This window comes from Rhodococcus sp. ABRD24, assembly GCF_004328705.1.
Lineage (GTDB): Bacteria > Actinomycetota > Actinomycetes > Mycobacteriales > Mycobacteriaceae > Prescottella.
In genome coordinates this window covers 3,008,026-3,032,920 of sequence record NZ_CP035319.1, presented here as the reverse complement: position 1 = coordinate 3,032,920, position 24,895 = coordinate 3,008,026, and the positions used below count along the sequence as shown (strand labels likewise).

The window sequence follows — 24,895 nt, the reverse complement described above, 5'->3', positions numbered from 1 at the left end:
TCACCTCGATCGGTCTAGTCGGCGCCGGTGATCGGCACTAGTGTTTGGGGACCATGCAGCCGCTGTCCGAGATCGACGACCTCGCCCAGTACAAGTCCGAGGCGATGGGGTTCCTGTCCGGGCTGGTACCGAACTCGGGGATCGTCTTCTACACGGTCGATGCCAACCTGAATCCGGTCGATCACGCGTTCCATCGGATCGAATCGGATCGGAACGTGCGCTACACCGACTTCTTTCACCGGCTCGACCCGTTCCACCCCCGCCGGTTCGCCGCGACCGGCAAACCCATCGTGAGCCTGCGCGATCTGCACCAGCATTATCACGGGGGCGAATACCACCGCAGATTCATGGCTCCGCTCGGCCTGGACTTCGAGGCGGAGCTGTACCTGTACCGCGCCGGACAGATGGTGGGTGGCATCTCGCTGCACCGCTCGTCCGAGCTGGGCGACTTCACCACCCGCGAACTGGAGTTGCTCCGCAACGCCCGCCCCTTCCTCGAACACACCTTCACAACCGGGCGGTCCTTCGAGGCGGCGCGGCGGGTCGACGAGTGGGGGCTCACACAACGCGAACGCGACGTGGTTCGTCTCGTCCGCGAGGGAGCGGCGAACGCCGAGATCGGCCGCGCGCTCTTCATCAGCGTGCCCACCGTGAAGACCCACCTGCAACACATTTACGACAAGTCGGGGCTGCGGTCCCGCGCTCAACTCATCGCGCAGCTCGGCACAACGGGCTGACCCACCCGGCCGAGTTCAGAACATCCACCGAGACAACAACTTCTCTCGGAAGAACGCGGGAAGGCTGCGGTTTCACCCCAACCGATGAACCGTCGGACGGGGGCATTGCCCTCCGGCGCGGCGATCGGGGAACGTCGATTCCCCATCACACGCCGGTCGGCCCGCGGCGGTGTGACGCGGCCACGTCGGAGGACTCGAGTAACGTGCTCCCAGTACTTGTGCGTGAGGAAGGGTGCTGTGACGTCGACCGGGAACATGGTGGGGCTGTTCGCCGGGATCGGCGGGGTAGAGCTCGGCCTGCGCAGCCACGGCTGGGAAACCGAGCTGCTGTGCGAGATCGATCCGGGCGCCCAGCAAGTACTGAAGACTCGGTTCGCGGGTGTCGAGTTACACGGTGACGTCACCCGGCTGCGTTCATTGCCCGCCAGCACCGAGCTGGTCGCGGCCGGCTTCCCGTGCCAGGACCTGTCGCAGGCGGGGCGCACCGCCGGCATTACCGGTTCTCGCTCAGGACTGGTCGATGAGGTGTTCCGGCTGGTCAAGCGCAAGAAGGGCCCGCGCTGGCTGCTGATCGAGAACGTCCCGTTCATGCTCAATCTGGGCCGCGGCGCTGCGATGCGGCACATCACCGACGCGCTCGAGGACCTCGGCTACACGTGGGCGTACCGGGTGGTGGACGCGCGCGCGTTCGGGCTGCCGCAGCGGCGCCAGCGCGTACTGATGCTGGCCTCGCGCACCGACGATCCCCGCGAGGTGCTGTTCGGTCAGGACGCCGGCGTGCCCGAGGAGGGCGACCCCTCCGCGCACCCCTGCGGCTTCTACTGGACCGAGGGCATCCGCGGGCTCGGCTGGGCGGTGAACGCGGTACCCACGCTCAAGGGCGGCTCCACTGTGGGGATCGCGTCGCCGCCGGCGGTGCGCCTGCCGTCGGGCGAGATCGTCACTCCCGGACTGGTCGACGTCGAGCGACTACAGGGCTTCGACCCCGACTGGACGGCTCCGGCCGTGGAGGCGAAAGGCGTGCGCACCGGCCACCGGTGGCGGCTGGTCGGCAACGCGGTGAGCGTTCGGATGGCGACATGGGCGGGTGGACGCCTCACCGACCGCATCCCTTACAGCGCAGACCACGAGACCCCGCTCAAACCCGGCGACGCGTGGCCCAGTGCCGCATGGGGGCGAGGCCGTCAGGCGTTCCGGGTGCACGAATCGCACTGGCCCGTGCAGGACCCGTACGAAGACCTCAGCGGGTTCCTCGAGGATTCGCGGCTGCTGTCGGCGCGCGCGACCGCCGGGTTCCTCAAACGCGCCCGCAGCGGCAGCCTGCGCTTCGTGCCCGGCTTCCTCGACGATGTCGAGAGCCACCTCGACCGGATGGGCGGCTATCCGGAAGCGGCTGCCTGAATCCGGTACCGCGGTTCTGGTGCGAAGATGGTGGCAATGCCGTCGACCGATCCCCTGACCAGCGCCCGGATGCGGGCACAGCGCCGACGCGACACCGCACCGGAGGTCGCTTTGCGGCGCGAGCTGCACCGGCGCGGGGTTCGCTTCTTCGTCGACCGTGCGCCGCTGCCTGGGCTGCGGCGGCGGGCCGATCTGGTGTTCCCGCGGCGGCGGGTCGCCGTCTACGTCGACGGCTGCTTCTGGCACAGTTGCCCGCAGCATGCGACGGCGCCGAAGAACAACGCGCAGTGGTGGGCAGACAAGCTGGCGGCCAACGTAGTTCGGGACCGCGACACCGATGTCCGGATTACCGCCGCGGGCTGGCGGGTGGTGCGGGTGTGGGAGCACGAAAATCCGGCCGAAGCGGCAGATCGGGTGCAGGCCGCACTGACCGTCGAGTGAACGGTCGCATCTCGAATCGGCCGCGATCCCGCCGGAGCGTCCCCGGGTTTCCTAGGCTCGACCGTATGCGGATTCTCGTCGCCGGCGCCGGGGGCGTGGTCGGATTGCCGCTCACCCGCGCACTGATCGCCCAGGGGCACGTTGTGGCGGGCACCTCACGCAATCCGGACTCGCGTCCCGAGCTGCGAGAGGCGGGTGCCGTCGTCGTGCGGCTCGACGCGTTCGACGCGGCGTCCGTCGAGCACGCCATCGTCGAGGCCCGGCCGGACGCGGTGATCCATCAGCTCACCGACCTGTCCTCGGTCGATCTCGAAGCCAACGCCGAGCTACGAACCGTCGGCACCCGCACCCTGGTCGACGCGATGCACCGATACGGCGTCGAACGGCTGATCACGCAGAGCATCGCATGGCTGTACGCGGAGGGGGAGGGCTTGGCCGACGAGGCTGTCCCGCTGGTGGACGCCGTCGGGCCGAACGCGCGCACCGTGGAGGGCGTCGAGGCGATGGAGCACGCGTCCGCCGAAATCCCCAACCACGTGATCCTGCGGTACGGCAAGCTCTACGGCCCCGGCACCTGGTACTCCCCCGACGGCGACTTCGGCCGTGCCGCGCGCGATGGTGTGTTCGCCGGCAACGGCATCGAGAGCTTCCTGCACATCGAGGACACCGTCGCCCCGACCGTCGCAGCACTCGGCTGGCCCGCCGGCATCGTCAACGTGGTCGACGACGAACCGGCCGGCCCTGATGAATGGGTGCCGACGTTCTGCCGCTGGGTTGGTGCGCAGGAGCCGGCGGGGCTGGGCCCTGGGCACGGTCGCGGGGCATCGAACGCGAAGGCACGCGGTCTGGGTTGGGTGCCGAAGTACCCGTCATGGCGGGTCGGGATGTCGGGCTAGACAGGCATGGGGCGGTGAGCAGCTGCCCCCGGACGATTCATACGGGTACGGGGTCTGACACTGGTCTCGACGGCTCAGCAGTAGGGAGTGCGCACGGTTCAGATCCGCGCGAACCCGGTGTCGTGTGACGAGACGGGTGCCGTACCGAGGCGTTGCGCAATCCTGAACAGCAAAGTATCGACCTTGTGCAGAATCGGTCGTCGGTCGTTGGTGCGTCGCAGCAGCGCGGTCGGCATGGAGGGCAGGTCGATCTCTACGAACTCGACGTTCGGCGTGCCGTAGTAGTCCACCGCCCGCTTTGTGATCATCAGGCAACCGGCGCCCGCGCTGACGGCGGCGATGCCTTCCCGGATCGTCGTGATCGTCGGCCCCGCGGCGATCGGTGTTCCGGACGGCGTGCTGCGGGGGAAGTGATAATCCCGCCAGGTCGTATTGGTCGCGTCCGGAGGCACCTGACACATCTTCAGCTCGGCGAGCTGCTCCGGGTCGACGAGTTCTGCCTGGGCGAGTGGGTGCCCCGACGGCACACACAGCATCCGTTGATCCTGCATGACGACCGGGCCGCTGGTAAGTCCGTCGAGGCCGATGGGGAGTCGACACAGGGCGAGATCGATATCGCCGTTCGCCAGCGCCGAGAAATGCGACCGATAAGAAAGCTCGACGAGGGACAGGTCCACTTCCGGCACGTTTTCGGCGAGCTCACGAAGGAACGGCTGGTACAGCTCGTAGAAGCCACCGCCGAGAAATCCGATGCTCAGCGGGACGCGTCCCCCGGTCGACATGGCCTTGCACGTGTCGATCGCGGCCGTCAGGTCCAACATGGCCGGCTCCAGCAGTTCGAGTGCACTCCGCCCGAACGCGGTGAGCTCGACGCGGCGACTGCTGCGATCGAACAGTCGCCCACCGAGATGTTCCTCGAGATTGCGGATCGATTCCGAGAGCGAGGATTGGCCCATGTAGAGGCTCGCGGCCGCCCTACCGAAATGGAGTTCGCGGGCCAGTGCGAAGAAGCATTCCAGCCATCGAATGTTCACGTGGCCCCCTTCGATCGGATTCTCCGATCAAATGATCGGTAATAGCTCGTTGTTCAGTGAGGTACGTCACCGATAGCGTCCTTCCCCGCAGGGTATTCCCAGATCATATGAGGTATTAGGCGTGAATGACATTCCAGTTGGCCGAGAATCGATCGAAGGATCCGCGCAATCGATCGAGTTCGCCGTTGACGGCGATACCATCCGGGGAACCAAGTACCTCCCCGACGGGTTCACCGGCCCGCTACCGGCAGTCGTCATGGCACACGGGTGGTCAATGGTCGCGGGCGGCGACCTCGAGGAGTACGCCGCAGTCGTCGCGAACCGGGGCTTCCTGGTCCTCACCTTCGACTTCCGCAACCTCGGCCGCAGCGATGGTCGCCCACGCCAGGAGATCGACCCGTACAAGCAGATCGAAGATTTCCGCTGCGCAATCACGTTCGTACGCTCGTGCCCCGAGGTAGATCCGGACCGGATCGGAATCTGGGGCAGCAGCTACAGCGGCGGGCATGCCCTCGTCGTCGCCGCAATGGATCGGCGAGTCAAATGCGTGGTCAGCCAGGTGCCGACCATCAGCGGCTACGAAGCGGGCCTGCGGAGGATGCCGCGGGAGCAGGCTGCGGAGTTCCATCGCCGTCTCGAACAGGACCGCGAGGCGCGGCACGCCGGCGCCGCTCCGCAGCTGATGCAAACTGTCAGCGACGATCCACAGGTTCCGGCCGCGTACCCGCAACGCGACTCGTACGAGTACATGTCGACGGAGGGCGCACGGTGTCCGGAGTGGCGCAACGAGGTGACTCTGCGTTCTCTCGAGCTGGCCCGCCAGTATGAGCCCGGCGTGTTCGTCCAGCGGATCGGCCCCACCCCGTTGTTGATGGTCGTTGCCGACGACGACGGGCTGACGCCGACCGACCTCCAGCAGGACGCATACAACCGTGCGCACCATCCAAAGGAACTGCTGTTGCTCCCGGGCGGGCACTACTCCGTCTATACCGACCACTTCCATCGGACCAGCACGGCGGCAGCCGACTGGTTCCGCCGATATCTGCTCCCCACCACGACGAACCTCGGCCCCCGACCGAAGGACCCCCACTCATGACCATTGATTCCTTGACCACCACCGCAACCGGCGAGCTCAGCATGCAGGCACGGCGGCGATCGCTGCGTGCCGCCGCCGTCGGCAACGCCCTCGAGTGGTTCGACTGGACGCTCTACGGAACGTTCTCGGTCTACCTCGCCGCGAATCTGTTCAACTCGGTCGACCCGACCTCCGCGATGCTGTCGACGCTCGCGGTCTTCGCCGGTGGATTCCTCGCCCGTCCCGTCGGCGGCTGGATCTTCGGCGCAATCGGCGACAAGCGGGGACGTAAGTTCACCCTCGTCGCGACCATGTCGCTACTGGCACTGACGAGTCTGGGCATCGCCCTGACCCCGACGTTTGAGCAGGTCGGTGTCCTTTCTTCGTTGCTGCTGCTGGTCCTGCGCCTGCTCCAAGGTCTCGCGCACGGTGGGGAGAGCGGTGTCAGCTACACCTACGTCGCAGAGATCGCGCCACCCGAGAGGCGTGCCCTGTGGACGAGCTCGGTGTTCGTCAGCGTGACGTTTGGGGTCATGGCGGCGACCGCGCTTGCGGCGGGTCTGACTTCGGTCCTCGGGCCCGACGACATGCAGGCTTGGGGTTGGCGGGTCGGCTTCGCGGTCGGAGCCCTGCTCGGCGTCTACGCCATGTTCCTGCGTCGCAGCGCCGAGGAATCCGATGTGTTCTCCGAATCCGGAAACGAAACAACGCCCGCCGCGGCGCTCACCCCCAGGGCGATGCTGTCGATCGGCGCCCGGATCATCATGATCGGCGCGGCCTCGAACGCTACCTACTACACGTGGGTCACCTTTGCACCTGCCACCGCGATCGCGACCAAGGGGATGGACCCGAACGGGGCCTACGTCGCCAGCCTGCTCGCTCAGGTCGTCTGCATCCTGTGGCTGCCAGTCTGCGGGATCATGGCCGATCGCTGGGGACGCCGGCGCATGCTCGCCGTCTACGGCGCAGGTGTGTTCGTCGTCGTCATCCCGATCAACGTGATCCTCTCGTCCGCCCCGTGGACACTGTTCGTCTCCCAGCTGCTCGGCCTCCTCGTCTGGGCTTTGCTGGCCTCGATGTTCCCCGCCATCGTCGCCGAGCAGGTTCCCACCGCTGCCCGCGCCAGGGGGGTGGGCTTGGTGACCTCACTGTCGGTCGCGCTGTTCGGTGGCACCGCGCCATACCTCAACACCTGGCTCACGTCGATCGACAAGGCGTGGATCTACTCGGCATACGTCATGGCGCTGGGACTGCTCGCGGTCGGAGCGGCTTCGATCATCAAGGAAACAGCCAGAATGCCGCTGCATCAGATCGGCACGGAAACCACACTCACGAAGGAAAACTCATGAATATCGACATGCCGGACACGGCAACTCGGGGCGCGCACTACCCAGACCTCGACGGCAAGGTCGTCGTCGTCACCGGAGCCCTCGGTGGTATCGGCTCCGCGGCGATGAAAGCCTTTGCCGAACAGGGGGCCACAGTGATCGGCATGGATTTGTCCGCCGCCCCAAAGGAATCCGCAGTCGTCCCGAACGCGCGATATCTCACCGTCGATATCGCCGACCCGACGCAGATCGCGGACGCGGTGGCCGACGTCGTGGCCGCGCACGGCGCAATCGATGCTTGGATCAACAATGCGGGCTCGATGAATCGGATCGCCGCACTCGACATGGACCTCGCATCCTGGAACAGGACGATCGGCGTGAACCTGACCGGGGTCTTCTTCGGGGCGCAAGCCGCCGCTCGCGTCATGGCACGCAACGGCGGCGGGTCGATCGTGAACCTGTCCAGCTACGCCGGAATCAAGGCGCGGCCGAACTGCATCGACTACGCCTCGGCGAAGGCGGCGGTATCGCACCTGACGAACTGCCTCGCCCTCGAATGGGGTCCGCTCGGGATCCGCGTCAACGCGGTGGCCCCGGGCTACATCAAGACCCCGATGAGCGCCTGGATGCACGAGGATCCAGTCAACTACCGGACCTTCGTGGAGAAAACGCCGCTGCGCCGGATGGGCGAGCCAGCGGAGGTGGCCCAGATGTTCCTGCACCTCGCTTCCGACGTCTCTGCATTCGTCACCGGGCAGACGCTCGTTGTCGACGGCGGAATCACGCGGTCGTAGCGGGCTGTCGATGAGCCATTGGGACGGAAAGGCCGTCGTTGTGACCGGCGGCGCCCGCGGGCAGGGCGCCGCCGAGAGCCTCGCGCTGCTGCGAGCCGGAGCCCGCGTCTACGCGGTGGATGTCCATCCGGACGGATCAGATCATTGGGACAAGTTGCGAGCCGAGTCCGGCCCGCACAGTTCCCGGCTGGAGACGATCCTCGCCGACGTCGCGAGCGCCACGGACTGGGCGCGCGTCGCCGACCGCGTCGCCGATGCCGCGGTGCCGCTGTACGGCCTGGTCAACAATGCAGGGATCACGCTGAGGAAGACGGTCACCGAGACGTCGTTACACGAGTGGGACCGTGTCCTGAACGTCAATCTCACCGGCGCGTTCCTCGGGACCCGCACGCTGAGTCCGCTCCTCGTCAGGGGCGGTGCGATCGTCAACATCTCGTCAACTGCCGGCCTGACCGGATACTTCGGCGCCGCCTACACCGCAGGCAAGTGGGGGCTGCGAGGCCTGACCAAGGCGAGCGCACTTGAACTCGCACCGCGCGGAATCCGAGTGAACTGCATCTGCCCCGGGCTCGTGGAAACCCCCATGATCCACGCGGCGAACAGCGTCCACAGCACTGAGGACGCAAGGGTGTTCCATGCCGGAAATCTGGCGGCGACTCCGCTCGGTCGAGGCGGGGACCCTACCGAATTGGCGGCCGCTGTGATGTTCCTACTCGGTCCCGATTCGTCCTTCGTCAACGCCGCCGACCTCCCGGTCGACGGCGGAATGGTCGGCGGCGGCATCTACTGGCGAATCGGACAAGCCACCGGCAATCTCGGCGGGGTCGAGCCCTGATCGCGGGCGGCTCCAGCGAATTGCGGAACGGGCTGCCCCGCAGTCTGTCCGGAGCCGAGAGCACCGGTTCGACCAGCGACCGATCGACGACAGAAGCCGGCCAGAGGAGGCCAGATGCACTCACCGGGCCACGGCGAGTATTACAACCTCGAACGAGTGGGCTTCCTTCCCCCGGGCCACCCTGTCTACCAGTGGCAGAACGACGAGATCCGTGGGCAGGCGACAACGAGCGCCTACCTGAAGTGGGGCGGCCTGAAGTGGGGCGGCCGGTACATCGGCTACTCGCTCTCCGGCGGCCCCTGATCCCCGCTCACGCACCGGCCTACTTACATTCCGCATCCAGGCCGGGAGTGGCCCTGCTGACCGAAACCATGCCCGTCCGCTCGAGTCGTCTCCGTCGCGGGTAGCTGCCGATAGGGTGACTTGATGAGAGTCCGCCCACGTGTGCGGCGCGCGGGTCGTGGGTGCGTACCGGGAAGCAGTACCTGTTGTCCAGCTCCCGATCGCACAGTTGCGCCCACCGATTGGAACGACCCGTACCAGCTGGGGACCATGACCCGGGTGTCGGAGGCATCTGCGGTGTTCGAGGCGAAGGGGCAGCAGAGGTACTTCCAGCTACGTCCGGGTGCCACCGATTTCCTCCAGATCTGCGCATGACGGACATCGAGATCTCGGCAATACACCATGAAGGAGTCCACGTGGACAGCATCGATTCACCGCTCGGCATCGAGGACGCCCGCACGCATCTGGCATCCCAGCCGTTCAGTGTCCTGCTCGGCACCCGGCTGGTCTCCTTCGACGACAGCGGCGCGGTCCTCGAGATCGACGCCCGACCGGACCTGCTGCAACAGAACGGCTTCCTGCACGGCGGCGTGCTCGCCTACGCGGCCGACAATGCACTCACCTATGCCGGCGGCACCGTGCTGGGTGCTGCGGTACTCACCGGCGGGATGACCATAGAGTACGTGCGGCCCGCGCAGGGCCGGACGCTGCGCGCCACCGGGCAGGTCACTCACGTGGGGCGACGCCGCGCGGTGTGCAGGTGCGACCTGGAGATGGTGGCGGACGACGGCAGCATCCGGTTGTGCGCCGTCGCGCAGGGCACGGTCTATCCGGTTGCCACGGCCCGATCCGATACCGCCGGACATCTTCGAATTCCATAGGTATAGAACACTTTCCAAGTTCTTTACCATCCACGACCTCACCAGCCTGGGGCCCGATTTCGGTACGATGGTCGAGAACTCACCAACTGCTCGACAGGGGAAGTGGCCAGCGCCGTCCTGGGTGCCTGCGCGTTCCGAGGCAAGTTGGGACGACGACCACTGCACCCCGGCGAGAAAACCCCGGAGGGAGATGGTCCGCGGTGAATTACTCGTCGGAGCACCCGCGCGACCGGGATCCGAAGTCCACATCGTCGCCAAGGAGCAGCCCGTGAGCGCCGACGTTCCCCAGTCCCCCGACCAACCGACCCCCGCTGCGTTCGATGCGCTGTATCGCGGCGACTTCAATACCTTCAGGCGCGACGCCCAGCCGTCCGGCACCACGCAGTACACCGAGTTCGAGTTCGATCGGGTGCCGTGGGATATCGGCGAGGCCCAACCGGTGGTCCGCAATCTCGAGGCCGACGGGCAGTTCACCAGCGAAGTCCTCGACATCGGCAGCGGCCCAGGCGAGAACGCGAACTTTCTCGCCGAACGGGGATATCACGTGTGCGGACTCGACGCCGCGCCCGCGGCAATCGACATCGCCCGCGAACGCGCCCGCGAGCGTGGGCTGGATCAGTCCGTCGACTTCGACGTCGCCGATGCCACCGACCTGACCGGCTACGCAGACCGGTTCACCACCGTCATCGACAGCGCGCTGTACCACTGCTTCCCCGAGGACCAGCGTCACGGCTACGTCGCGGCAGTGCACCGTGCGTGCCGCCCACACGCCCGGATGCACGTGGTGTGTTTCTCGGACCAGGTCCCCGACGAGTTCCCCGGACCCTTCCGAATCGGTGAGGACAATCTCCGCGGAACCCTCGCCGACGCGGGCTGGATTGTGCGGCGACTGGAACGCACCACCTACACGACCGCCTTCACCCGGGCAGATCTGATGCAACAGCCCACTTCCTCCCTGACCGCCATCGTCTCGACACTCGGATTCGACTCCCAGGACCGCCTCCTCGCCCCGGCCTGGCTGGCGACAGCCGAACGATCTTGAGCGCCATGCACACGGTGGCTCTGGAGTTGGTGCCGCCCGAACTGCGAGCGGGGATGGACGGGGCCGTCGAAGTGGTCCGCACGGCCGCCGAACATTGCTGCCGCTACGGGCTGGCCAACCATCTGGGACATCTGCTGATCCCAGGCCTCATCGCAGAGGATCAGGACCGGCCCGTCACGTTGACCCCGCGGATGGACGTGCTGGACTTCTGGAATGTGGCCCGCCCATCGCTCGGCGCCGTCGCAGGCCTGTGCACCCAGGTCACCGTCTTCCAGGACGAATGCCAACTCGCTGCCCGCGTACGGCGGCTACGGGACGCCGGGATGGACGGCATCGCCTTTGTCGGCAAGCCACACGGACTGGCGCCCGCGGACGCGCCAGGCGTGACCCCCGGCGATGCTGCGCGCCTCTTCCATGATCTGATCCCCCAGCGCGGGGTGGTGCTGATCCCCACGCGGCGGGGTGAACACGACAGGCTTGCGGCGAAATGTGAACGCGGCGCAACCTTTGCGCTGACCCAGTTGCTGTACTCCGCACGGATCGCGGACTTCCTGCGTGACTTCGCCGCGCACACTGCACATCGTCCGGAGATACTGCTGTCGTTCGGCTTCGTCCCCGGCATGGAACAGCATGTACGACTGATTGATTGGCTCATCCACGACCCAGGAAACGAGCGGGTCCGGAAGGAGCAGGAGTTCGTCGCGCGCACCGCGGCCTGCTCACCCGAGCAGCGGCGGCGCAACCTCCTGGACTTGTACCGTCGCGTCGTCGACGGCGTCCACGATCTCGGGTTTCCGCTGAGCGTGCATCTGGAGGCGCCCTACGGCGTCTCCGGTGGCGCCTGCGAGACCTTCGCCGCGATGCTCGACTACTGGTCGCCGCACATGGAGCCACGTCGATGAGGCGACTCCACGCTCTCGTCAGATGTCGAAGAACACCGTCTCGGCACCACCATCAGGGGTGTCCTGCAGCCGAATGTCAAAGGTATAGAACACCTTTCCCTCGCGATCGGACCGCTTCGCGATGAGCGTCCGACGTCGGGTCTCCCACTCGATACCGCCGAGCACCGGGTCGGCGGCGTTGCGGTCGGTCTCGTCGTCGAAGTAGATGCGGGTGTGCAGTCCGACGTTGATACCGCGCGCGAAGAGCGCGACGCAGATGTGCGGAGCCTGAACGCGGCCGCCGTCGGCATCGACCGAACCGGGCTTGATCGTGTGGAACTCGAAGACACCGCTGTCGAAATCGGCGCCGGTGCGACCCCACCCGCGGAACGACGGGTCGATCGCCTTGTCCTGCGGGTCGAGTGGGTGCGCGTACTTGCCCGCGGCATTGGCCTGCCAGATCTCGAGCAGCGCGTCGCGCACCAGGGTGCCGGTGCCGTCGAACACACGGCCTTCGACCACGATGCGTTCGCCGACAGTGTCGTCGGAGACGAGAGTGTTGCCGAAGTTGTTCTCGAAGATGTCGAAACCGGCCTGCTGCGGTGCGAGTCCGATATGCACGTACGGGCCGCCGGTCTGCGACGGCGTCTCCGGGAACCGGGTGACCATCGGGCGCGGGGTCATCGCGGCGGAGGGCAGGGCAAAGGTCATCGCGGGACTCCCGGGAGGGTGTTCTCGAAGAAGGTTGCGCGGCGACCGCGCAGGGTGACGTCGAAGCGGTAGGTACGCGCGTCGAACGGGATGTGGTTGGCCGGATCCTCCTGCGCGATGAGGCTGCGGACCTGTTCGACGGTGGGGATCGTCTCGACGATGGGGCAGCGTTCGATCAGCGGGTCGCCCTCGAAGTACAGCTGGGTGATCAGCCGCTGCGCCCACCCGTCGGCGTTGAGTGACATGTGGATGTGGGCGGGACGCCACGCGTTGGTGCTGTTGGCCCACGGATACGGACCCGGCTTGATGGTGCGGAAGACGTAGTAGCCGTTGCTGTCGGTGAGCATCCGGCCGCAACCCCCGAAGTTGGGGTCGATCGGCGCGAGGTACTGGTCCTTCTTGTGCCGGTAGCGGCCGCCCGCGTTGGCCTGCCACACCTCGACCAGCGCGCCGGAGACGGGGTTGCCGAACTCGTCGCGGACGTACCCGTGGATCACCAGACGCTCACCGATCGGCAGACCGTCCTTGGCGAAGTTGAGGATCAGGTCATTGTCCTTCTCCCCCAACTCGCGGGCGCCGAACACCGGCCCGGTGATCTCGGAGAGCGTGTTCCGCGGGGAGATCAGCGCGTTCCGCGGCGAACGCAGGATGCTGGTCTTGTAGCCAGGCGTCAGCGCCGACGGATGCACCGCGGCGTCGCGTTCGACGAATTCGCCGATGGTCATGTGGGTCTCCTGTCGAGCGGGTCTGTTGCCACGCTATTTCTGAGAATCAGTGATGTAAATTGACAGTTTTCGCGCTCTTCCATAACCTGTGGCTATGCCTGACGGTTTCGTTCCGCCACCCGAGTCGGACCACCTGCTCGCCGCGCGCCTGCTGCACAAGATCCGGCTGCGCCACCTGACCTGTTTCGTCGCAGTCGCGCAAGAACGTAATCTCGGCCGGGCCGCGGAACGGCTGCACCTGACTCAACCGGCGGTGACCAAGACCCTCAACGAACTCGAGTCTCTTGCCGGGACGCGGCTGGTCGACCGGGGCCGGCACGGCGCCCGCCTCACCCCGGCGGGCGAGCAGTTTCTCCGGCACGCAGTGGAGGTGACCGACGCAATGGAGTCGGCGGCATCCGCCCTCGCCGGTGCCGGTGCCCCCAGCGCACCGATCCGGATCGGCGCGCTGCCGACCGTCGCGAGCGTGCTGCTGCCGACAGCCATCTCCCGGCTACACGCCCGGCATCCCGACGTCGGAGTCCGCATCACCACCGGATCGAACGACGTCCTGCTCGCCGCAGTCCGTGCTGGCGAACTCGAGCTCGCCCTGGGCCGCATGGCCGAGCCGGTGGCGCTGCAGGACGTGACGTTCGAGCTGCTCTACACCGAGTCGTTGGCACTGATCGTCCGACCGAACCACCCCCTCGCGACCGCCGCGGGTCCGATGTCGATGCCTGTCGTGCTCGAGTACCCGCTGGTGGTGGCAACCACCGGCACAGTGCCGCGCCACCACACCGAGGTGCTGCTGCAGCGTCACGGGCTGCACCTGCCGGCGGGCTGCGTCGAGACCCTCGACATCACCGTCGCGCGGACGCTGACCCGACGCGGCGACGCGGTGTGGTTCACCCCCGAACGAGTGCCTCAGACCGATCTCGACGACGGCACCCTCGTGCGACTACCGCAGCCGACGCCGGGCACCGCGGAGCCGGTGGGACTGTTCCGGCGTACCCTCACGGAATCCCCTTCGGCGACAGAGGAACTGGTAGCGATTCTGCGGGAACTCGCGGCCGAATAGTCCACCGTCGCTGCGTCAGGCCGTCCCTAGAGTGTGCAGGTACAGACGGATCGCCACGGATTCGATCGGCTCGACGAGCGGGTTGCTGTAGGTGCAGGCGCCAGGGAGTTCGGCCGCGGCGACTCGGGCCGCATCGGCGAGGGCTGCGAACAGACCGGTGGCACGTTGGATCGGCGCCTTACGAGTCCAGGCGAGCGCACCGGCATCGCCGGGCAGCACACGCTCGCACGCGATCCGGAGCGGCATCTTGTCCCACACGACGCCGTCGATGTCCTGGAACAGCGCGGTCGGCGCGAGTTGCCGCCCGATCTGCCAGAAGCGTTCGGTCTGGAAGACGTGGATCAGCATGGCGGCACGGGCGTCGAGGAGTCGCTCGTAGAAGTCCGGAACCAGGCGCGCACGAACGAAGTTGGTGCCCACCTCGGTACGGATGAGGGTGTCCAATTCCGCAGTTGCCGACGGCGTTCCGAGCGGGGCGGTGAGGGTGCGACCGCCGGCGAAGACGGCGTCCGCACCGCTGCCGGTGAGAATCGCCGAGTCCCCCGGCTGGCCGACGGCATGCGTGGAGATCGCGCTCTCGGCGGCGAGCAGGGGCATCGCAGCGGCCACCTCCCACAGTTCGCTCGTGCCGAGCACATTGGTGGCGCGCCGGGCGAGACGGACCACGTCGGCGCGGTCGAGAGTGATCACCTCGTGGCTGAGACCGAGCGCGCGGGCGGCCGCGCTGGCCGGACCGTAGTCATCGGTATCGGCGCCGGTGACGACGGTGATCGCATGAGGACGCACACCGAGATCGGTGGCGGTCGCCGCGACGAGAAGGGAGTCGACGCCGCCGGAGAGGAGCACGATGGGCTGGCCAGGATAGGCATCGAGCACAGCACGCACTCGGTCAGCCGTCTCGGCAGCGACAGCGACAGCAGCCTCCGCAGGGTCGGCGACGGTGCGGAGCGCTGCGCCGTCGACACGGACGTTCTCATGGTCAGCGAGGTACTGCATCCCTGCAACGGTCTGGGCGGCGGTGAGCTCTAGCACGTGCGACTTCCTTTCAGGTGGTACCGCAGATCCGTGTGGTGGACCGCTCCGCAGACCGGTCCGAACTCTACGTTTACTACCTCCAACCAGGAAACATGACCCGATCCGAAAGAACTGCAAACCCGGCGCGCCGCAGAAACGTGCGCTGAGTCACTTCTCGAGCCATGATGTCCCCGGCCAGTTTCACCAAACGGCTGACCAATTTTTGGCAAATTCTGGAGGTCTCGATGACGAACAGCGAATCATGGAGCTCGCCGACTCCTCCTGTGTTGCAGGTAGATCCGCCAAGCTCGATGATCGAGCGAACGACACTGATCCTCGAATCTTTCGACAGCCACACCACACGACTCACGCTCGAGGAGGTGACCAGACGGACGCGGCTCCCACGCTCCACGGTGCACCGCATCCTCGACAAACTCGTGCGGGTGGATTGGCTGGAGCACCTGTCCTCGGGCTACCGCCTGGGGCGGCGCGCCCTCGGGGTCGCCGGCGACGGCAGCAGCCACGCCGAGATCCGTGCCGCCGCGGCGCCCTTGCTCCACGAACTGCACATGCAGACGGGAATGGTGGTCCATCTAGCCGTCCTGGACCGCAGCGACAGCGTCTACCTGGACAAGGTCGGCGGACGGCAGGCGTCGTCGCTACCGACCCGAGTCGGCGGCCGAAGCCCCGCCTACTCGACCGCCGACGGCAAGTCGATGCTGGCCTGGCTCGATCCCGAGTGGGTCGACAGCCTGTACCCGGACCGCCTGAACCGTTGCACCGAACGCACGATCGCGGACATCTCGACACTGCACCGCGAACTCGACCAGATCCGGCGACGACGCGGCGTGGCTTTCGAGCGCGGCGAGTCCGTCCGCAGCATCGCAAGCGTCGGGGTAGCAGTCCGTGGTCCCGAAGGGCCGGTCGCCGCGATCTCGCTGTGCGGCGACGTCCGCACCGCCCGACTCGAACGCGTCGCCCACCTCGTCATCGCTGTTGCCCATGAAACCTCACGGGCCCTCGACAGCGCACTCCGTTCCGCACGCCGCGGACCGTACGGGCCGAGGAGATACCTTGGCCGCGAACATTACCCGGGCCCGACCGGTCAATCTCTCCACGCCACCTCCTGACATCTGCCGCCGGGGCAGCCGACTCAGTAACCGGCTGCCGGGTCGATCCGCGCCACCAACTCACCGCCGGTGATGAACCGGCGCACGTTCCCTTCGACATGGCCGGCGAACGCTGCGGGGCGCACTGATGGCGGATTCGAATCGTGTGGGGTGATGATCGCGTTCGGCAGGGTCCACAGCGGATGACCGTCGGGCAGCGGTTCCGGATCGGTCACATCGAGTCCGGCACCACCGATTCTGTTGTCCCGCAGGGCATTAACGAGAGCATCAGTGTCGACGAGCGAACCTCGCGCAACGTTGATTACCCACGACTTCGGGCCGAGGTGGGCCAGCTGAGCTGCCCCGACGAGGTGACGGGTCTCGCTGGTCGCCGGGGCCGCGACCACGACGTGATCGGCACGCGCGAAGACCTCGTCGACTCGGTCGGCGGTAAGTGTCTCGGCAGCGCCGGGCACCGGTCGGCCGGAACGGTTCACCGCGATCACCGTTGCCCCGACCGAAGCGAGCATCGGGATCAGAGCTCGGCCGATTCCACCGGCGCCGATGATCGCGACCCGGGACCCGTGCAGCGTGGAGACCCTGCCGAAGAATTCCTGCTGGCGCCACGTGGTGGCGGTCAGGTGCTCGGGCAGCGCGCGCACGCCCGCCAACAGCAGCGCGAAGGCGTGTTCGGCGACGGTAGCGGCGAATGCGCCAGCCGCCGAAGTCCACACGATGTCGGGGTGGCGTTGGATGACCCCGGCGTCGAACCAGTGCTCGACGCCGGCCGACGGCAACTGCACCCAGCGGATCGATTCCGGGAGTTCGTACGGGAAGGTCGTGACGCCGTCGCCCGCCCACACGAGCGCCTGCGCGTCCGCCAGGTCCGCGAGTTCACCACCGCCGCGCACGATCGCGTCCGCCAGCAGGTCGTCGGGTGTCGGGCCGAGAGCGATCGGCATCGGTGTCATCACGGGGTCTCCTCACAGCATGGTCCGGCTGTCGCCGGACCTCGATCCGAGGCTAGTGTCGCGGACTTCTCTCCGTTGATCGGCGTCCGAGAGAAGTGCCCCCGGCGGCTTTGGCCGGGGGTGGCCCGAAGAGTGCGGTCGCCATCCTCCGAATCAGGGGGGGGCTGCGCGTCCGCACACTTGTGGGGTAGCTTGCGAACGCGCATATTGCGCAACCAAACCATCAATGGAGGGGAAACAGTTATGGGTTCTTCCGAGTTCACTACGTCTGTCGCCGAGGTCAAGCCTGTCGTGAGCGGCGCTGCCACCGCGCTCACGGCGATCGCCACGATCCTCGGCGTGATCGGCGCACTGGCTTCCTTCAGCTGATGCGCGCCTGCGGCGGGCAGTGACGAGCCCTGCCCGCCGCGGCGACATCGGCACGGATCGCCGACGGAATCGCCGTTGGTACATTCTCCCCACGGCATTGGCACAGCCAGGCCCCTAGGAATTGCCGTTTCTGAATCGAGATGCGCGCATTGTTCACGTCTAGCCTGAACCCGCGACAGTACGAGAAGTTCCACGGAATGTTCTTGGCCATGTGCGGCGTAGCGGCGTCCACTGGCGTGGTCCTGCTCGCCAGTGTTCTGCTCGATTACGCCAGAGGTGTCGACGGGGCTGTCACGATGTTCGCGCTATCGGTCGGCTGCGTGAGCACCGGCATCCTGGAAACGTTGTCGCGAAGACGCCGAGGCACCGACGTGCCGATCGCGTTCCTGCTCGTGAACTCCGCCCTCACGGCAGCGGGTGTCTGGCTGCTGACGGATCTCATCCCTCGCTGAAGTATCTCCGGGTGCTCGTGCGACCGGGCCGGGTCCGATCCTGGGAACCGACAATGCGTCGAGCAGGACCGGGAACATCGGCGAGTCTCCGACCTGCCCCGGTCCGACAAGCGGGACCAGGGCAGGCCGACGGATCAACTCACAGCTCCGCCGCCGCCCGCGCCAACAGCCCAGGGGACCTCTGTCGGCAGCGGTTCACCACGTTGCAGTGCTCAGTTCGCGGAGGGTTCGGCCTCGTAGGTAACCCAGCTCGTTCGCGTGGCGAGGGTGTTGTAGAGCGCCTGGGCTTGGTGGTTGTCTTCGGCGGTCGCCCACTGCACCACGGCACGGCCCTCAGCGGTGGCCATCTCGGTGAGACGCCCGATCAGTGCACGTCCGATCCCCCGGCCTCGAGCTGCGGGGTCGGTGTACAGGTCGTCGAGGAAGATGCCGGTGGTGCCTGTGTATGGCGAGGAGAAGCGGCGATGGTGTGCGAACCCGAGGATCTCACCGCCCGCTTCCGCGACAAGCGCCTTGCATTCGTGTCGCGGATCCATGAACCATCCCCAGGCGCGGGGGACTGCCGGAACCGGACTTTTCCTGGCAGTCTCAGGCGCTCGGCCACGCCAGAGTGGACGCCGACCGGGCCGCTCGCCTGGGCGGCTACGGCACTCCCGAGCACATCCCACTCTCCTGGGGATACCTTGCCCCCGAACTACTTCCGAACGACGACCTGCAGCGCATCGGTTCGCGGGCGGCGAGAAGCCGTCATGCTTGGATGATGACACCGCCCGCGGGATCGCCGGAACTGCGGCGGATCCTCGCCGCCGAATACCGTGCCGACCCGAACGACGTGCTTGTGGTCTCCGGCGGGCAACAGGGTCTCGTCTTCACCATGCGCACACTCGCCGAGCCGGGCTCGGCGGTCATCACCGAGAGTCCCAGCTATCCGGGTGCGATCCTCGCCGCGCAGAGTGCGGGCCTCAATCTCTCGTCGGTACCCACCGACGCCGACGGAATCCTGGTCGACCGCCTCGCCGACGAACTCGAACGCACGCGAGCACGAGTGATCTACCTCCAGCCGAGCTACGCGAATCCCACCGGCGCAGTCCTGAGCGCAGAGCGCCGGAAGCAAGTGCTCGAACTCGCCGCCCGACACGGCACGTTCGTCATCGAGGACGACTGGGCCAGACACCTCGGCATCGACGGACAGACCCCACCTCCCCTCTTCACCGAAGACCCCCACGGACACGTCGTCTCGATCCTCACCCTGTCGAAGCCTGCCTCCCCGGGCCTTCGGCTCGGCGCGGTCATTGCGCGAGGCCCGGCAGGCGAACGGCTCCGGGCCTCGCGCACCGCCGATGACCTCTGCGTCGCGCCACTGGTGCAGGAAATCGCCCATAGCCTCCTCACCTCGAATGTGTGGCCCCGGCACCTCAAACGCCTACGCGCCGAGCTCGCCACGCGACGCGACGCATTGACCTCCGCGATCCACGCCACAACGCCTGAAATCCGCATCCCGCACCTCCCGCACGGCGGCATTCACCTCTGGGCCAGGCTGCCTCAGGGCACAGACACCCGCGAGATCTGCACTGCCGCATACTCGGCCGGGGTCCTCGTCGGAGACGGGCGCCACTTCTTCGTGGACGAACCGCCCGCTCCGTTCCTTCGCTTCTCCTACGGGGCCGCAACTGAAGCCCAGATCGCCGAGGGCATCAGGAGGCTCTCCGAGCTCCTCGAGCGATGAGTCGGTGGTGCAAACCCGTACGGCAACGGCAGTTTTCGAATGGCGCACCGACATAGCGCGTCGGCAAGCGCAGGAGCCGGAGAGAACAATCCATGCCACGGGTTCCGGTGTGGGTAGGCGGCGCTGCAGTTCGACGAGCACCGTGGCGTGAACAAGAAAAGAGTGCGGCGCCGGTAGACGGAGGAAGGCCTGCGGCGGCGCAGTCCACAGCACACGCACTCGCCCCTGTCTCACGAATGATCCGGGGATTGGGTCGCCGAACCTGGCGGCATCGATTGCCGTTGAAAGGTACAAGGCCACTGGAACATACGGTAGGTCTCCTCGTAACGTCGACGTCGGGTATCGATCGTTGACGGCTGGACGAAGGACTGCTGCTCAATGGGCACGGGTTACGCCGTGTTCTGCGGCATCGACGTGGGCAGAGTCGACCAGCACGAGGTCGGGCTGGCACTTCCGGGACCCGAATGTTCGACACGGCGTTGCCGAACGGTGAGACCGAGTTGCGGGCCACGTTGGACGCTTGGCGGCCCGAGGCCCGGTACTGGTGATCGTCGGCCAACCGAACACGATCGGCGCATTGCCTGCCACCGTTTCCCACGCCCACGCCCACGGCCACGGCCACGGCCACGGCCACGGCCACGGCCACGGCCACGGCCACGGCCACGGCCACGATGTCGCCTACCTGCCGGGACTGTCGATGCGCCCCGTCGCGCGGCTATTGTGTTCGGGTGCAGCCGTTCCAATCGGTCACTCGTCGGTGTGGAGCGGCGGGATGAGGCCTCTCGTAACTGCTTTGGCTACGGCGCTCGCACGGTCTGTGACGTTCAGCTTGCGATAACTACTGTGCAAGTGCGTCTTGACGGTGGCTTCTCCTATGCCGAGCCGCCGACCGACCTGGGCATTGGTGTTGCCCCGAGAGACCAGCGTGAGTACTTCTCGTTCGCGTTTGGACAGTGGCGCCACGGGTTGCCCGAGTCTGTGGCGTGCCATTTTGACTGTGATTTCAGGGGTGATGACCAATCGCCCGGTCACTGCGGACCTCACCCCTGACAGCAGCTCTTGTGTCGAGGCAGACTTCAGTAGGTAGCCCGCCGCGCCGGCCTCGATGGCTCCGACTACGGACTGGTCGTTGTCGTAGGTGGTCAGAATGAGCACTCTCACGGCTGGGACGGCCTCAGTGATTTGCCGGGTTGCCTCGATGCCGCTACCAGGCATTCGCAGGTCCATCAACACAAGATCCGGCCGTAGGTCCAGGGCAGCCGACACGGCGGCACCTGCACTGTCAGCCTCGCCGATAACACTGAATTCCTCGTGCAGGTCGAACAGCGCACGTAGCCCCTGCCGCATGACCGTATGATCATCGGCCAAGATCAATCGGATAGGGTCGGAACCCGCACGCAGATAGTCGTTCCCGACTTGGGTGTCGCGCATACGCTGAAATCACCGCCCTCCGAAGTGATTCGATCACGCATCCCGGACAGCCCGTAGCCGCGGCCACCCGTGTTTGCCTCGTCGAATCCGACGCCGTCGTCAGTGATGGTCAACGTGGTGGACTCTCTCTCGTAGCCAAGTGCAACGGTGGCCCGCTCAGCCTGCGCATGCTTGTGAACATTTGCTAGCGATTCTTGAGCGATACGAAGCAAGTTCACGGTAGTCCGGACATTCAACGTTCGAGGTTCGCCCTCTACCAACAATTCCGCTGAGAAGGCCCATTGGCTCTGCACCAGCCGGTCCAGCATCTGGACCAGACTGTACTGCTCATCCTGCTCGAGACCGTCAACGACTCCGTCGTTCACCAGCGTGCGTGCCTGCTGGTGGCTCTCGTCCGCCGTACACCGCGCTAGATGCAGATGTTGTCGAGCTTTGTCGGGGTCGGTGTCCATCTCGATCTCCGCGGCCTCGAGGAGAATTCGTATACTGGCGAGTCCTTGAGTGACGGTGTCATGGATCTCCCTGGCCAGACGCTGTCGTTCGCTCAGAACACCGTTGTGGTGGCTGGTCGCTGCGAGTAGTCCTCGCGTGCGCTCCAACCGGCGCAGCAGTTCCTTTCGCTCGTGTGATTCACCGATGATGCGGGCAATCTGCCAACTGAGCACCTGGCTGTACACGAACGTCCCGACCGCAGCGCCAACGCTCATCCCTGGCGAGAGATCCATGGTCAGCCAGATCGCACTGGATCCGGCGGCTGCGTACGCCGTCGACGCGAGGTAGGCGACGCGGCGGTCGAGTATTCCGAAAAGGAGGGCCAACGTCGTCGGCGAACTCAGCCACAGGGCTGGGGCCGCGAAAATCGCTACGCACCAAGGAATGGCGAGTCCGGCCGCCATGACACCCGAGACGCTTTCTCCGTCTCGGGTGCTGTTGAGCAGCCGCAGCCCCACCACCGCGACCATGGCCGATCCGAGACTGGCGAAGCCGACGGCTACGGCGAGGTGAGCAGTGCCCCGCGTCGGAAAGAAAGCGATCACGCTCAACGAAATCACCACGTTGGTCGACCACAGCAAGATCCAGCCACTACGTCGAATCGGCGGGTCACCAGTAGTCGTCGGTCCCAAGACCTCGGATATCGACTGACCGGGCCCCATCTTCGTCATACCGATCCCCTTCGAATGCTCCGAGTCCCCTCGAACGCTCTGAGTATGGTAGTGCCTCGCCCATGTGCCCTCCCCCGATCGATGGAGGGGCGGGTACCCCATTCAGCGGTTCCGCTGCCAACTCGGACCCCGAATCATCGGAGGGGTGAACGAACCTACATCCAAAGCCGACTCCTCAGCCGCGCGCCGGAACATTCCGGTATCGGCCGAAGATGTCGTGCTGCGCCGAGGCGGGATCACTATCCTCGACGGTGCCAGCATTACCGTTTCTCCGGGTGAAGTGGTTGGCCTACTCGGGCCGAACGGTGCAGGAAAGACGTCGTTGGTCGAATGCCTCGAAGGATTTCAACGTCCCGACAGTGGCCGAGTCGAGGTCTTCGGCCACACTCCATGGACTGCGCCGCGTGGATGGCGGGCGCGCATCGGTGCCGTGCTGCAGGACTGCCGCGTGGACAGTGAGCTGACCGTCGGTGAGTTCACCACCATGACCGCCGGCTACTACTCCGATCCTCTCTCACCCGGCGAAGTACTGGCCAGAACTGGCTTGAGTGAGCTGACCAAGCGTCGAGTGACACGTTTGTCGGGTGGGGAACGTCGCCGACTGGAAGTAGCTCTGGCGCTGGTCGGCCGACCGGATCTGTTGTTCCTGGACGAGCCCACCACCGGACTGGACACGCAATCTCGCCGGGATCTGCTGGACATGCTTCGAAGTTTGTCTTCCCGCGGCACAGCCATGATTATCACGACCCACATGTTGGAAGAAGTCGCAACTCTGGCAGACCGCATCGTGATCCTGGTAGCTGGCCGCGTGCTACTCGAGGGCACGGCGCAGGAGCTGAGTAAACGCAGTGGCATTCCGTCCCGAGTGGAGTTCTCCGCGCCAGAACTCGAAGGACGTCCGATCCCTCCGATCCTGGCGGAAGCGAACCAAGACGCCGACTCGGGACTGTGGCGGATCATGACTCGGACCCCGAGCGAGGTGATTGCGACGATCACCCGACTCGCTGCAGAGGAAGGGTTCACACCCGTGAATCTGGCGGTGCATACTCCGACACTCGAGGACATCTACCTCGAGCTGCTGGAAGCACCGGCCGACCAGTCGAGTGGTCTCGCCTCATGAAAGACCAGACTCTCGACAATCCGGCATTGCCCGCTCTCGGCGTTCCAACGCTGTACCTGTGGCAGCTGCGGTACGACCTGCTGGCGCAACTGCGCAATCCGGCCGCAGCGTTCTTCTCCGTTGCCCTTCCTTTGATCTTCCTGGTCACGTTCTCGGTCATCGGCTCACAGGGCAAGGACACCATGGCTTACTACGCGCCTGCGACGATGGGCATTGCCGTAGTCAGCGGCACATTGACCAACATCGCGATCACCTTCACCTATCTACGGGAGTACGGGCTACTCAAACGATGGCGTCTGCTGCCCGCCCCACGCGGCGCTCTCCTTGCGTCCCGCATCAGTGCCTCCGCACTGCTATCGCTGCTCGGGGTCGGAGTTATCGCGGCCTATGCCGTGATCGTGGGAGGCACCACAGCGATCGAACCGCTCGCGGTCCTGATCGCGGTACCACTACTCACCATCACCGGGAGCGCAATGGGGCTCGCCCTCACCGCGGTCATTCCGTCGGAGAACGCCGCCGGCCCGGTGGCGAATGCTCTGGCGTTGCCCCTTCTGATGCTCTCCGGAGGGTTCTTTCCCCTCTCTTCAGCGCCGGAATGGGCGCAGACCGCAGCATCCTTCCTTCCCTTCGGTGAAGGCGTGGCCCTCGCCATCGCCGGCTACAACGGGACGGCCGTAGCCGGCGACTATTGGACCGCAGCAGTCTCATGTGCGCTTTGGACGGGGATCGGTATCGGAGTGACCACATGGCGTTTCAGTTGGACCCCACGACACCGACGATGAATCGAGCAGCACAGGCGAGGGTAGAACACTTCGGACTGGAATCGAGAGGATCTGTTGACAATGAGTGCGCCACGCGAACGGGGATCGTTCTTCAACTGGATTATTGCGTTGCTGTTCACGCTGCCACCCAGCATCGGAGGTGCAGTGATCACCTACTTTGCCAGCGGCCGATCACCGGGTGTGGCAGCAGCCGCACTAACCGTAGGTGTGGCGATAGGAATGGCAGGCTACGCCCTCATGTGCAGCAGTCGAACGGAATAAAATATGGGTGGGTAATTCGCAGAAACCCCTTGCAATCTTTGATCAACAGACGGGGATGTGCCGAGGATTGACAATCTCCGAAACCGGCGAGTCAGAGAGATTTCAATGAAAGCCCTCTAATTTCCACGCATTGCGCCGACCACGGTCATCGAGTTTTTCCCACCAGTAGGAGCAGTCAGGGGAGAACTAAAAAAAACTTACTCCTCCCCGCAGATTCTTCAGGTCGACGTTCCGATCGGGGTCACAACGGGTCGACTCTGCTGAATACTCCATAAACCGTCTCGACTCCCAAGTAGGTGTGAAGCGGAATGCGCTTCTTGCGGCGGACCCGGCTGATCACTACTGGCGGCCGGATCAGTGGGGTATTTGGGACCTGC

The 24,895-nt window shown here is 65.9% G+C and carries 26 protein-coding genes and 2 pseudogenes; 20 read left to right on the top strand and 8 right to left on the bottom strand.

The features are described from left to right. The first annotated feature begins 53 nt into the window (after nucleotides 1–53). The 4 genes from ERC79_RS13350 to ERC79_RS13335 all read left to right on the top strand — a co-directional run bounded on the left by ERC79_RS13350 (nucleotide 54) and on the right by ERC79_RS13335 (nucleotide 3,475). Complete coding sequence (locus ERC79_RS13350) at nucleotides 54–737, top strand: helix-turn-helix transcriptional regulator (RefSeq protein ID WP_131578834.1); 684 nt, start codon at nucleotides 54–56, stop codon at nucleotides 735–737. Between the two features lie 237 nt (nucleotides 738–974). Beyond that, nucleotides 975–2,138 (top strand): DNA (cytosine-5-)-methyltransferase, encoded by a 1,164-nt coding sequence (gene dcm, locus ERC79_RS13345; RefSeq protein ID WP_207390319.1) that lies wholly within the window; start codon nucleotides 975–977, stop codon nucleotides 2,136–2,138. A 36-nt stretch (nucleotides 2,139–2,174) separates the two neighbouring features. Then, entirely contained in the window at nucleotides 2,175–2,579 is a 405-nt protein-coding gene (locus tag ERC79_RS13340; RefSeq protein WP_131578832.1) for a very short patch repair endonuclease, read from the top strand. A gap of 65 nt (nucleotides 2,580–2,644) precedes the next feature. Continuing rightward, on the top strand, nucleotides 2,645–3,475 hold the full coding sequence (locus tag ERC79_RS13335) for an NAD(P)-dependent oxidoreductase (RefSeq protein ID WP_131578830.1): 831 nt from the start codon (nucleotides 2,645–2,647) through the stop codon (nucleotides 3,473–3,475). A 98-nt stretch (nucleotides 3,476–3,573) separates the two neighbouring features. On the opposite strand, the gene ERC79_RS13330 is transcribed toward ERC79_RS13335, so the two are convergent. Continuing rightward, nucleotides 3,574–4,509, bottom strand: a complete 936-nt coding sequence (locus ERC79_RS13330; RefSeq protein WP_131578828.1) for a LysR family transcriptional regulator — start codon at nucleotides 4,507–4,509, stop codon at nucleotides 3,574–3,576. A gap of 121 nt (nucleotides 4,510–4,630) precedes the next feature. Between ERC79_RS13330 and ERC79_RS13325 the strand changes: the two genes are divergently transcribed. The 8 genes from ERC79_RS13325 (at nucleotide 4,631) to ERC79_RS13290 (ending at nucleotide 11,648) form a co-directional block, all read left to right on the top strand. Further along, nucleotides 4,631–5,605: an alpha/beta hydrolase gene (locus tag ERC79_RS13325; RefSeq protein ID WP_131578826.1), complete on the top strand. Its 975-nt coding sequence runs from the start codon at nucleotides 4,631–4,633 to the stop codon at nucleotides 5,603–5,605. Then, the gene (locus ERC79_RS13320; protein WP_131578825.1) at nucleotides 5,602–6,933 is read left to right on the top strand and encodes an MFS transporter; all 1,332 of its coding nucleotides are present in this window, start codon (nucleotides 5,602–5,604) and stop codon (nucleotides 6,931–6,933) included. Before ERC79_RS13325 ends, ERC79_RS13320 begins: the two co-directional genes overlap by 4 nt. After that, complete coding sequence (locus ERC79_RS13315) at nucleotides 6,930–7,706, top strand: SDR family oxidoreductase (RefSeq protein ID WP_207390318.1); 777 nt, start codon at nucleotides 6,930–6,932, stop codon at nucleotides 7,704–7,706. The genes ERC79_RS13320 and ERC79_RS13315 overlap by 4 nt, the downstream gene beginning before the upstream one ends. A 10-nt stretch (nucleotides 7,707–7,716) precedes the next feature. After that, the gene (locus tag ERC79_RS13310; protein WP_131578823.1) at nucleotides 7,717–8,541 is read left to right on the top strand and encodes an SDR family NAD(P)-dependent oxidoreductase; all 825 of its coding nucleotides are present in this window, start codon (nucleotides 7,717–7,719) and stop codon (nucleotides 8,539–8,541) included. A 114-nt stretch (nucleotides 8,542–8,655) separates the two neighbouring features. Next, nucleotides 8,656–8,844 (top strand): hypothetical protein, encoded by a 189-nt coding sequence (locus tag ERC79_RS13305; protein ID WP_131578821.1) that lies wholly within the window; start codon nucleotides 8,656–8,658, stop codon nucleotides 8,842–8,844. Between the two features lie 404 nt (nucleotides 8,845–9,248). Further along, nucleotides 9,249–9,704 carry a PaaI family thioesterase gene (locus tag ERC79_RS13300; RefSeq protein WP_131581099.1) on the top strand — a complete coding sequence of 152 codons (456 nt, stop codon included), beginning with the start codon at nucleotides 9,249–9,251 and terminating at the stop codon, nucleotides 9,702–9,704. Nucleotides 9,705–9,972: 268 nt separating this feature from the next. Next, nucleotides 9,973–10,746, top strand: a complete 774-nt coding sequence (locus ERC79_RS13295; RefSeq protein WP_131578820.1) for a class I SAM-dependent methyltransferase — start codon at nucleotides 9,973–9,975, stop codon at nucleotides 10,744–10,746. Nucleotides 10,747–10,751: 5 nt separating this feature from the next. Continuing rightward, on the top strand, nucleotides 10,752–11,648 hold the full coding sequence (locus tag ERC79_RS13290) for a mycobacterial-type methylenetetrahydrofolate reductase (protein ID WP_131578819.1): 897 nt from the start codon (nucleotides 10,752–10,754) through the stop codon (nucleotides 11,646–11,648). A gap of 18 nt (nucleotides 11,649–11,666) precedes the next feature. Here the strand turns inward: ERC79_RS13290 and pcaG are convergent, their stop codons facing one another. Next, nucleotides 11,667–12,338 (bottom strand): protocatechuate 3,4-dioxygenase subunit alpha, encoded by a 672-nt coding sequence (pcaG, locus tag ERC79_RS13285; RefSeq protein ID WP_242676559.1) that lies wholly within the window; start codon nucleotides 12,336–12,338, stop codon nucleotides 11,667–11,669. After that, nucleotides 12,335–13,063, bottom strand: a complete 729-nt coding sequence (pcaH, locus tag ERC79_RS13280) for a protocatechuate 3,4-dioxygenase subunit beta (protein ID WP_131578817.1) — start codon at nucleotides 13,061–13,063, stop codon at nucleotides 12,335–12,337. Before pcaH ends, pcaG begins: the two co-directional genes overlap by 4 nt. Nucleotides 13,064–13,157: 94 nt before the next feature. Here pcaH and ERC79_RS13275 point away from each other — a divergent pair, with 94 nt between their 5' ends. Further along, the gene (locus ERC79_RS13275) at nucleotides 13,158–14,120 is read left to right on the top strand and encodes a LysR substrate-binding domain-containing protein (RefSeq protein WP_131578816.1); all 963 of its coding nucleotides are present in this window, start codon (nucleotides 13,158–13,160) and stop codon (nucleotides 14,118–14,120) included. A 15-nt stretch (nucleotides 14,121–14,135) separates the two neighbouring features. Here ERC79_RS13275 and ERC79_RS13270 read toward each other — a convergent pair whose 3' ends face one another. Further along, nucleotides 14,136–15,152 (bottom strand): asparagine synthase C-terminal domain-containing protein, encoded by a 1,017-nt coding sequence (locus ERC79_RS13270; protein WP_131578814.1) that lies wholly within the window; start codon nucleotides 15,150–15,152, stop codon nucleotides 14,136–14,138. A gap of 227 nt (nucleotides 15,153–15,379) precedes the next feature. Here ERC79_RS13270 and ERC79_RS13265 point away from each other — a divergent pair, with 227 nt between their 5' ends. Then, on the top strand, nucleotides 15,380–16,264 hold the full coding sequence (locus tag ERC79_RS13265) for an IclR family transcriptional regulator (protein WP_131578813.1): 885 nt from the start codon (nucleotides 15,380–15,382) through the stop codon (nucleotides 16,262–16,264). A 23-nt stretch (nucleotides 16,265–16,287) separates the two neighbouring features. Here the strand turns inward: ERC79_RS13265 and ERC79_RS13260 are convergent, their stop codons facing one another. Next, the gene (locus ERC79_RS13260) at nucleotides 16,288–17,214 is read right to left on the bottom strand and encodes a D-isomer specific 2-hydroxyacid dehydrogenase family protein (protein WP_131578811.1); all 927 of its coding nucleotides are present in this window, start codon (nucleotides 17,212–17,214) and stop codon (nucleotides 16,288–16,290) included. Between the two features lie 243 nt (nucleotides 17,215–17,457). On the opposite strand from ERC79_RS13260, the gene ERC79_RS23740 reads away from it, so the two are divergent. Both ERC79_RS23740 and ERC79_RS13255 read left to right on the top strand, forming a co-directional pair. Then, nucleotides 17,458–17,583: a hypothetical protein gene (locus ERC79_RS23740; RefSeq protein ID WP_278249705.1), complete on the top strand. Its 126-nt coding sequence runs from the start codon at nucleotides 17,458–17,460 to the stop codon at nucleotides 17,581–17,583. 149 nt (nucleotides 17,584–17,732) lie between these two features. Beyond that, the gene (locus ERC79_RS13255) at nucleotides 17,733–18,035 is read left to right on the top strand and encodes a hypothetical protein (RefSeq protein WP_131578810.1); all 303 of its coding nucleotides are present in this window, start codon (nucleotides 17,733–17,735) and stop codon (nucleotides 18,033–18,035) included. Nucleotides 18,036–18,247: 212 nt separating this feature from the next. On the opposite strand, the pseudogene ERC79_RS13250 reads toward ERC79_RS13255, so the two are convergent. Further along, a pseudogene (locus ERC79_RS13250) lies at nucleotides 18,248–18,589 on the bottom strand (GNAT family N-acetyltransferase); the annotation flags it as partial. 56 nt (nucleotides 18,590–18,645) lie between these two features. Between ERC79_RS13250 and ERC79_RS13245 the strand changes: the two are divergent. Further along, the gene (locus ERC79_RS13245; protein WP_242676558.1) at nucleotides 18,646–19,761 is read left to right on the top strand and encodes a PLP-dependent aminotransferase family protein; all 1,116 of its coding nucleotides are present in this window, start codon (nucleotides 18,646–18,648) and stop codon (nucleotides 19,759–19,761) included. A 378-nt stretch (nucleotides 19,762–20,139) separates the two neighbouring features. Beyond that, a pseudogene (locus tag ERC79_RS23495) lies at nucleotides 20,140–20,479 on the top strand (transposase); the annotation flags it as partial. 29 nt (nucleotides 20,480–20,508) lie between these two features. On the opposite strand, the gene ERC79_RS13235 reads toward ERC79_RS23495, so the two are convergent. Both ERC79_RS13235 and ERC79_RS13230 read right to left on the bottom strand, forming a co-directional pair. Next, nucleotides 20,509–21,135, bottom strand: coding sequence for a response regulator transcription factor (locus tag ERC79_RS13235; RefSeq protein WP_242676557.1), 627 nt, complete (start codon nucleotides 21,133–21,135; stop codon nucleotides 20,509–20,511). Beyond that, nucleotides 21,132–22,229, bottom strand: a complete 1,098-nt coding sequence (locus tag ERC79_RS13230; protein ID WP_242676885.1) for a sensor histidine kinase — start codon at nucleotides 22,227–22,229, stop codon at nucleotides 21,132–21,134. Before ERC79_RS13230 ends, ERC79_RS13235 begins: the two co-directional genes overlap by 4 nt. Before the next feature lie 271 nt (nucleotides 22,230–22,500). Between ERC79_RS13230 and ERC79_RS13225 the strand changes: the two genes are divergently transcribed. Both ERC79_RS13225 and ERC79_RS13220 read left to right on the top strand, forming a co-directional pair. Beyond that, on the top strand, nucleotides 22,501–23,475 hold the full coding sequence (locus ERC79_RS13225; RefSeq protein WP_165497116.1) for an ABC transporter ATP-binding protein: 975 nt from the start codon (nucleotides 22,501–22,503) through the stop codon (nucleotides 23,473–23,475). After that, a complete protein-coding gene (locus ERC79_RS13220) occupies nucleotides 23,472–24,257 on the top strand; it encodes an ABC transporter permease (RefSeq protein WP_131578804.1) in 786 nt (261 codons plus the stop codon). Before ERC79_RS13225 ends, ERC79_RS13220 begins: the two co-directional genes overlap by 4 nt. The last annotated feature ends 638 nt before the right edge of the window (nucleotides 24,258–24,895 follow it).

Excerpts from the sequence above, each read along its gene's own strand:
- ERC79_RS13350 (WP_131578834.1), top strand. The coding sequence starts at position 54 with ATGCAGCCGCTGTCCGAGATCGACGACCTCGCCCAGTACAAGTCCGAG.
- ERC79_RS13340 (WP_131578832.1), top strand. The coding sequence starts at position 2,175 with ATGCCGTCGACCGATCCCCTGACCAGCGCCCGGATGCGGGCACAGCGC.
- ERC79_RS13335 (WP_131578830.1), top strand. The coding sequence starts at position 2,645 with ATGCGGATTCTCGTCGCCGGCGCCGGGGGCGTGGTCGGATTGCCGCTC.
- ERC79_RS13320 (WP_131578825.1), top strand. The coding sequence starts at position 5,602 with ATGACCATTGATTCCTTGACCACCACCGCAACCGGCGAGCTCAGCATG.
- ERC79_RS13315 (WP_207390318.1), top strand. The coding sequence starts at position 6,930 with ATGAATATCGACATGCCGGACACGGCAACTCGGGGCGCGCACTACCCA.
- ERC79_RS13310 (WP_131578823.1), top strand. The coding sequence starts at position 7,717 with ATGAGCCATTGGGACGGAAAGGCCGTCGTTGTGACCGGCGGCGCCCGC.
- ERC79_RS13305 (WP_131578821.1), top strand. The coding sequence starts at position 8,656 with ATGCACTCACCGGGCCACGGCGAGTATTACAACCTCGAACGAGTGGGC.
- ERC79_RS13290 (WP_131578819.1), top strand. The coding sequence starts at position 10,752 with ATGCACACGGTGGCTCTGGAGTTGGTGCCGCCCGAACTGCGAGCGGGG.
- pcaG (WP_242676559.1), bottom strand. The coding sequence starts at position 12,338 with ATGACCTTTGCCCTGCCCTCCGCCGCGATGACCCCGCGCCCGATGGTC.
- pcaH (WP_131578817.1), bottom strand. The coding sequence starts at position 13,063 with ATGACCATCGGCGAATTCGTCGAACGCGACGCCGCGGTGCATCCGTCG.
- ERC79_RS13275 (WP_131578816.1), top strand. The coding sequence starts at position 13,158 with ATGCCTGACGGTTTCGTTCCGCCACCCGAGTCGGACCACCTGCTCGCC.
- ERC79_RS13265 (WP_131578813.1), top strand. The coding sequence starts at position 15,380 with ATGACGAACAGCGAATCATGGAGCTCGCCGACTCCTCCTGTGTTGCAG.
- ERC79_RS13260 (WP_131578811.1), bottom strand. The coding sequence starts at position 17,214 with ATGACACCGATGCCGATCGCTCTCGGCCCGACACCCGACGACCTGCTG.
- ERC79_RS23740 (WP_278249705.1), top strand. The coding sequence starts at position 17,458 with ATGGGTTCTTCCGAGTTCACTACGTCTGTCGCCGAGGTCAAGCCTGTC.
- ERC79_RS13220 (WP_131578804.1), top strand. The coding sequence starts at position 23,472 with ATGAAAGACCAGACTCTCGACAATCCGGCATTGCCCGCTCTCGGCGTT.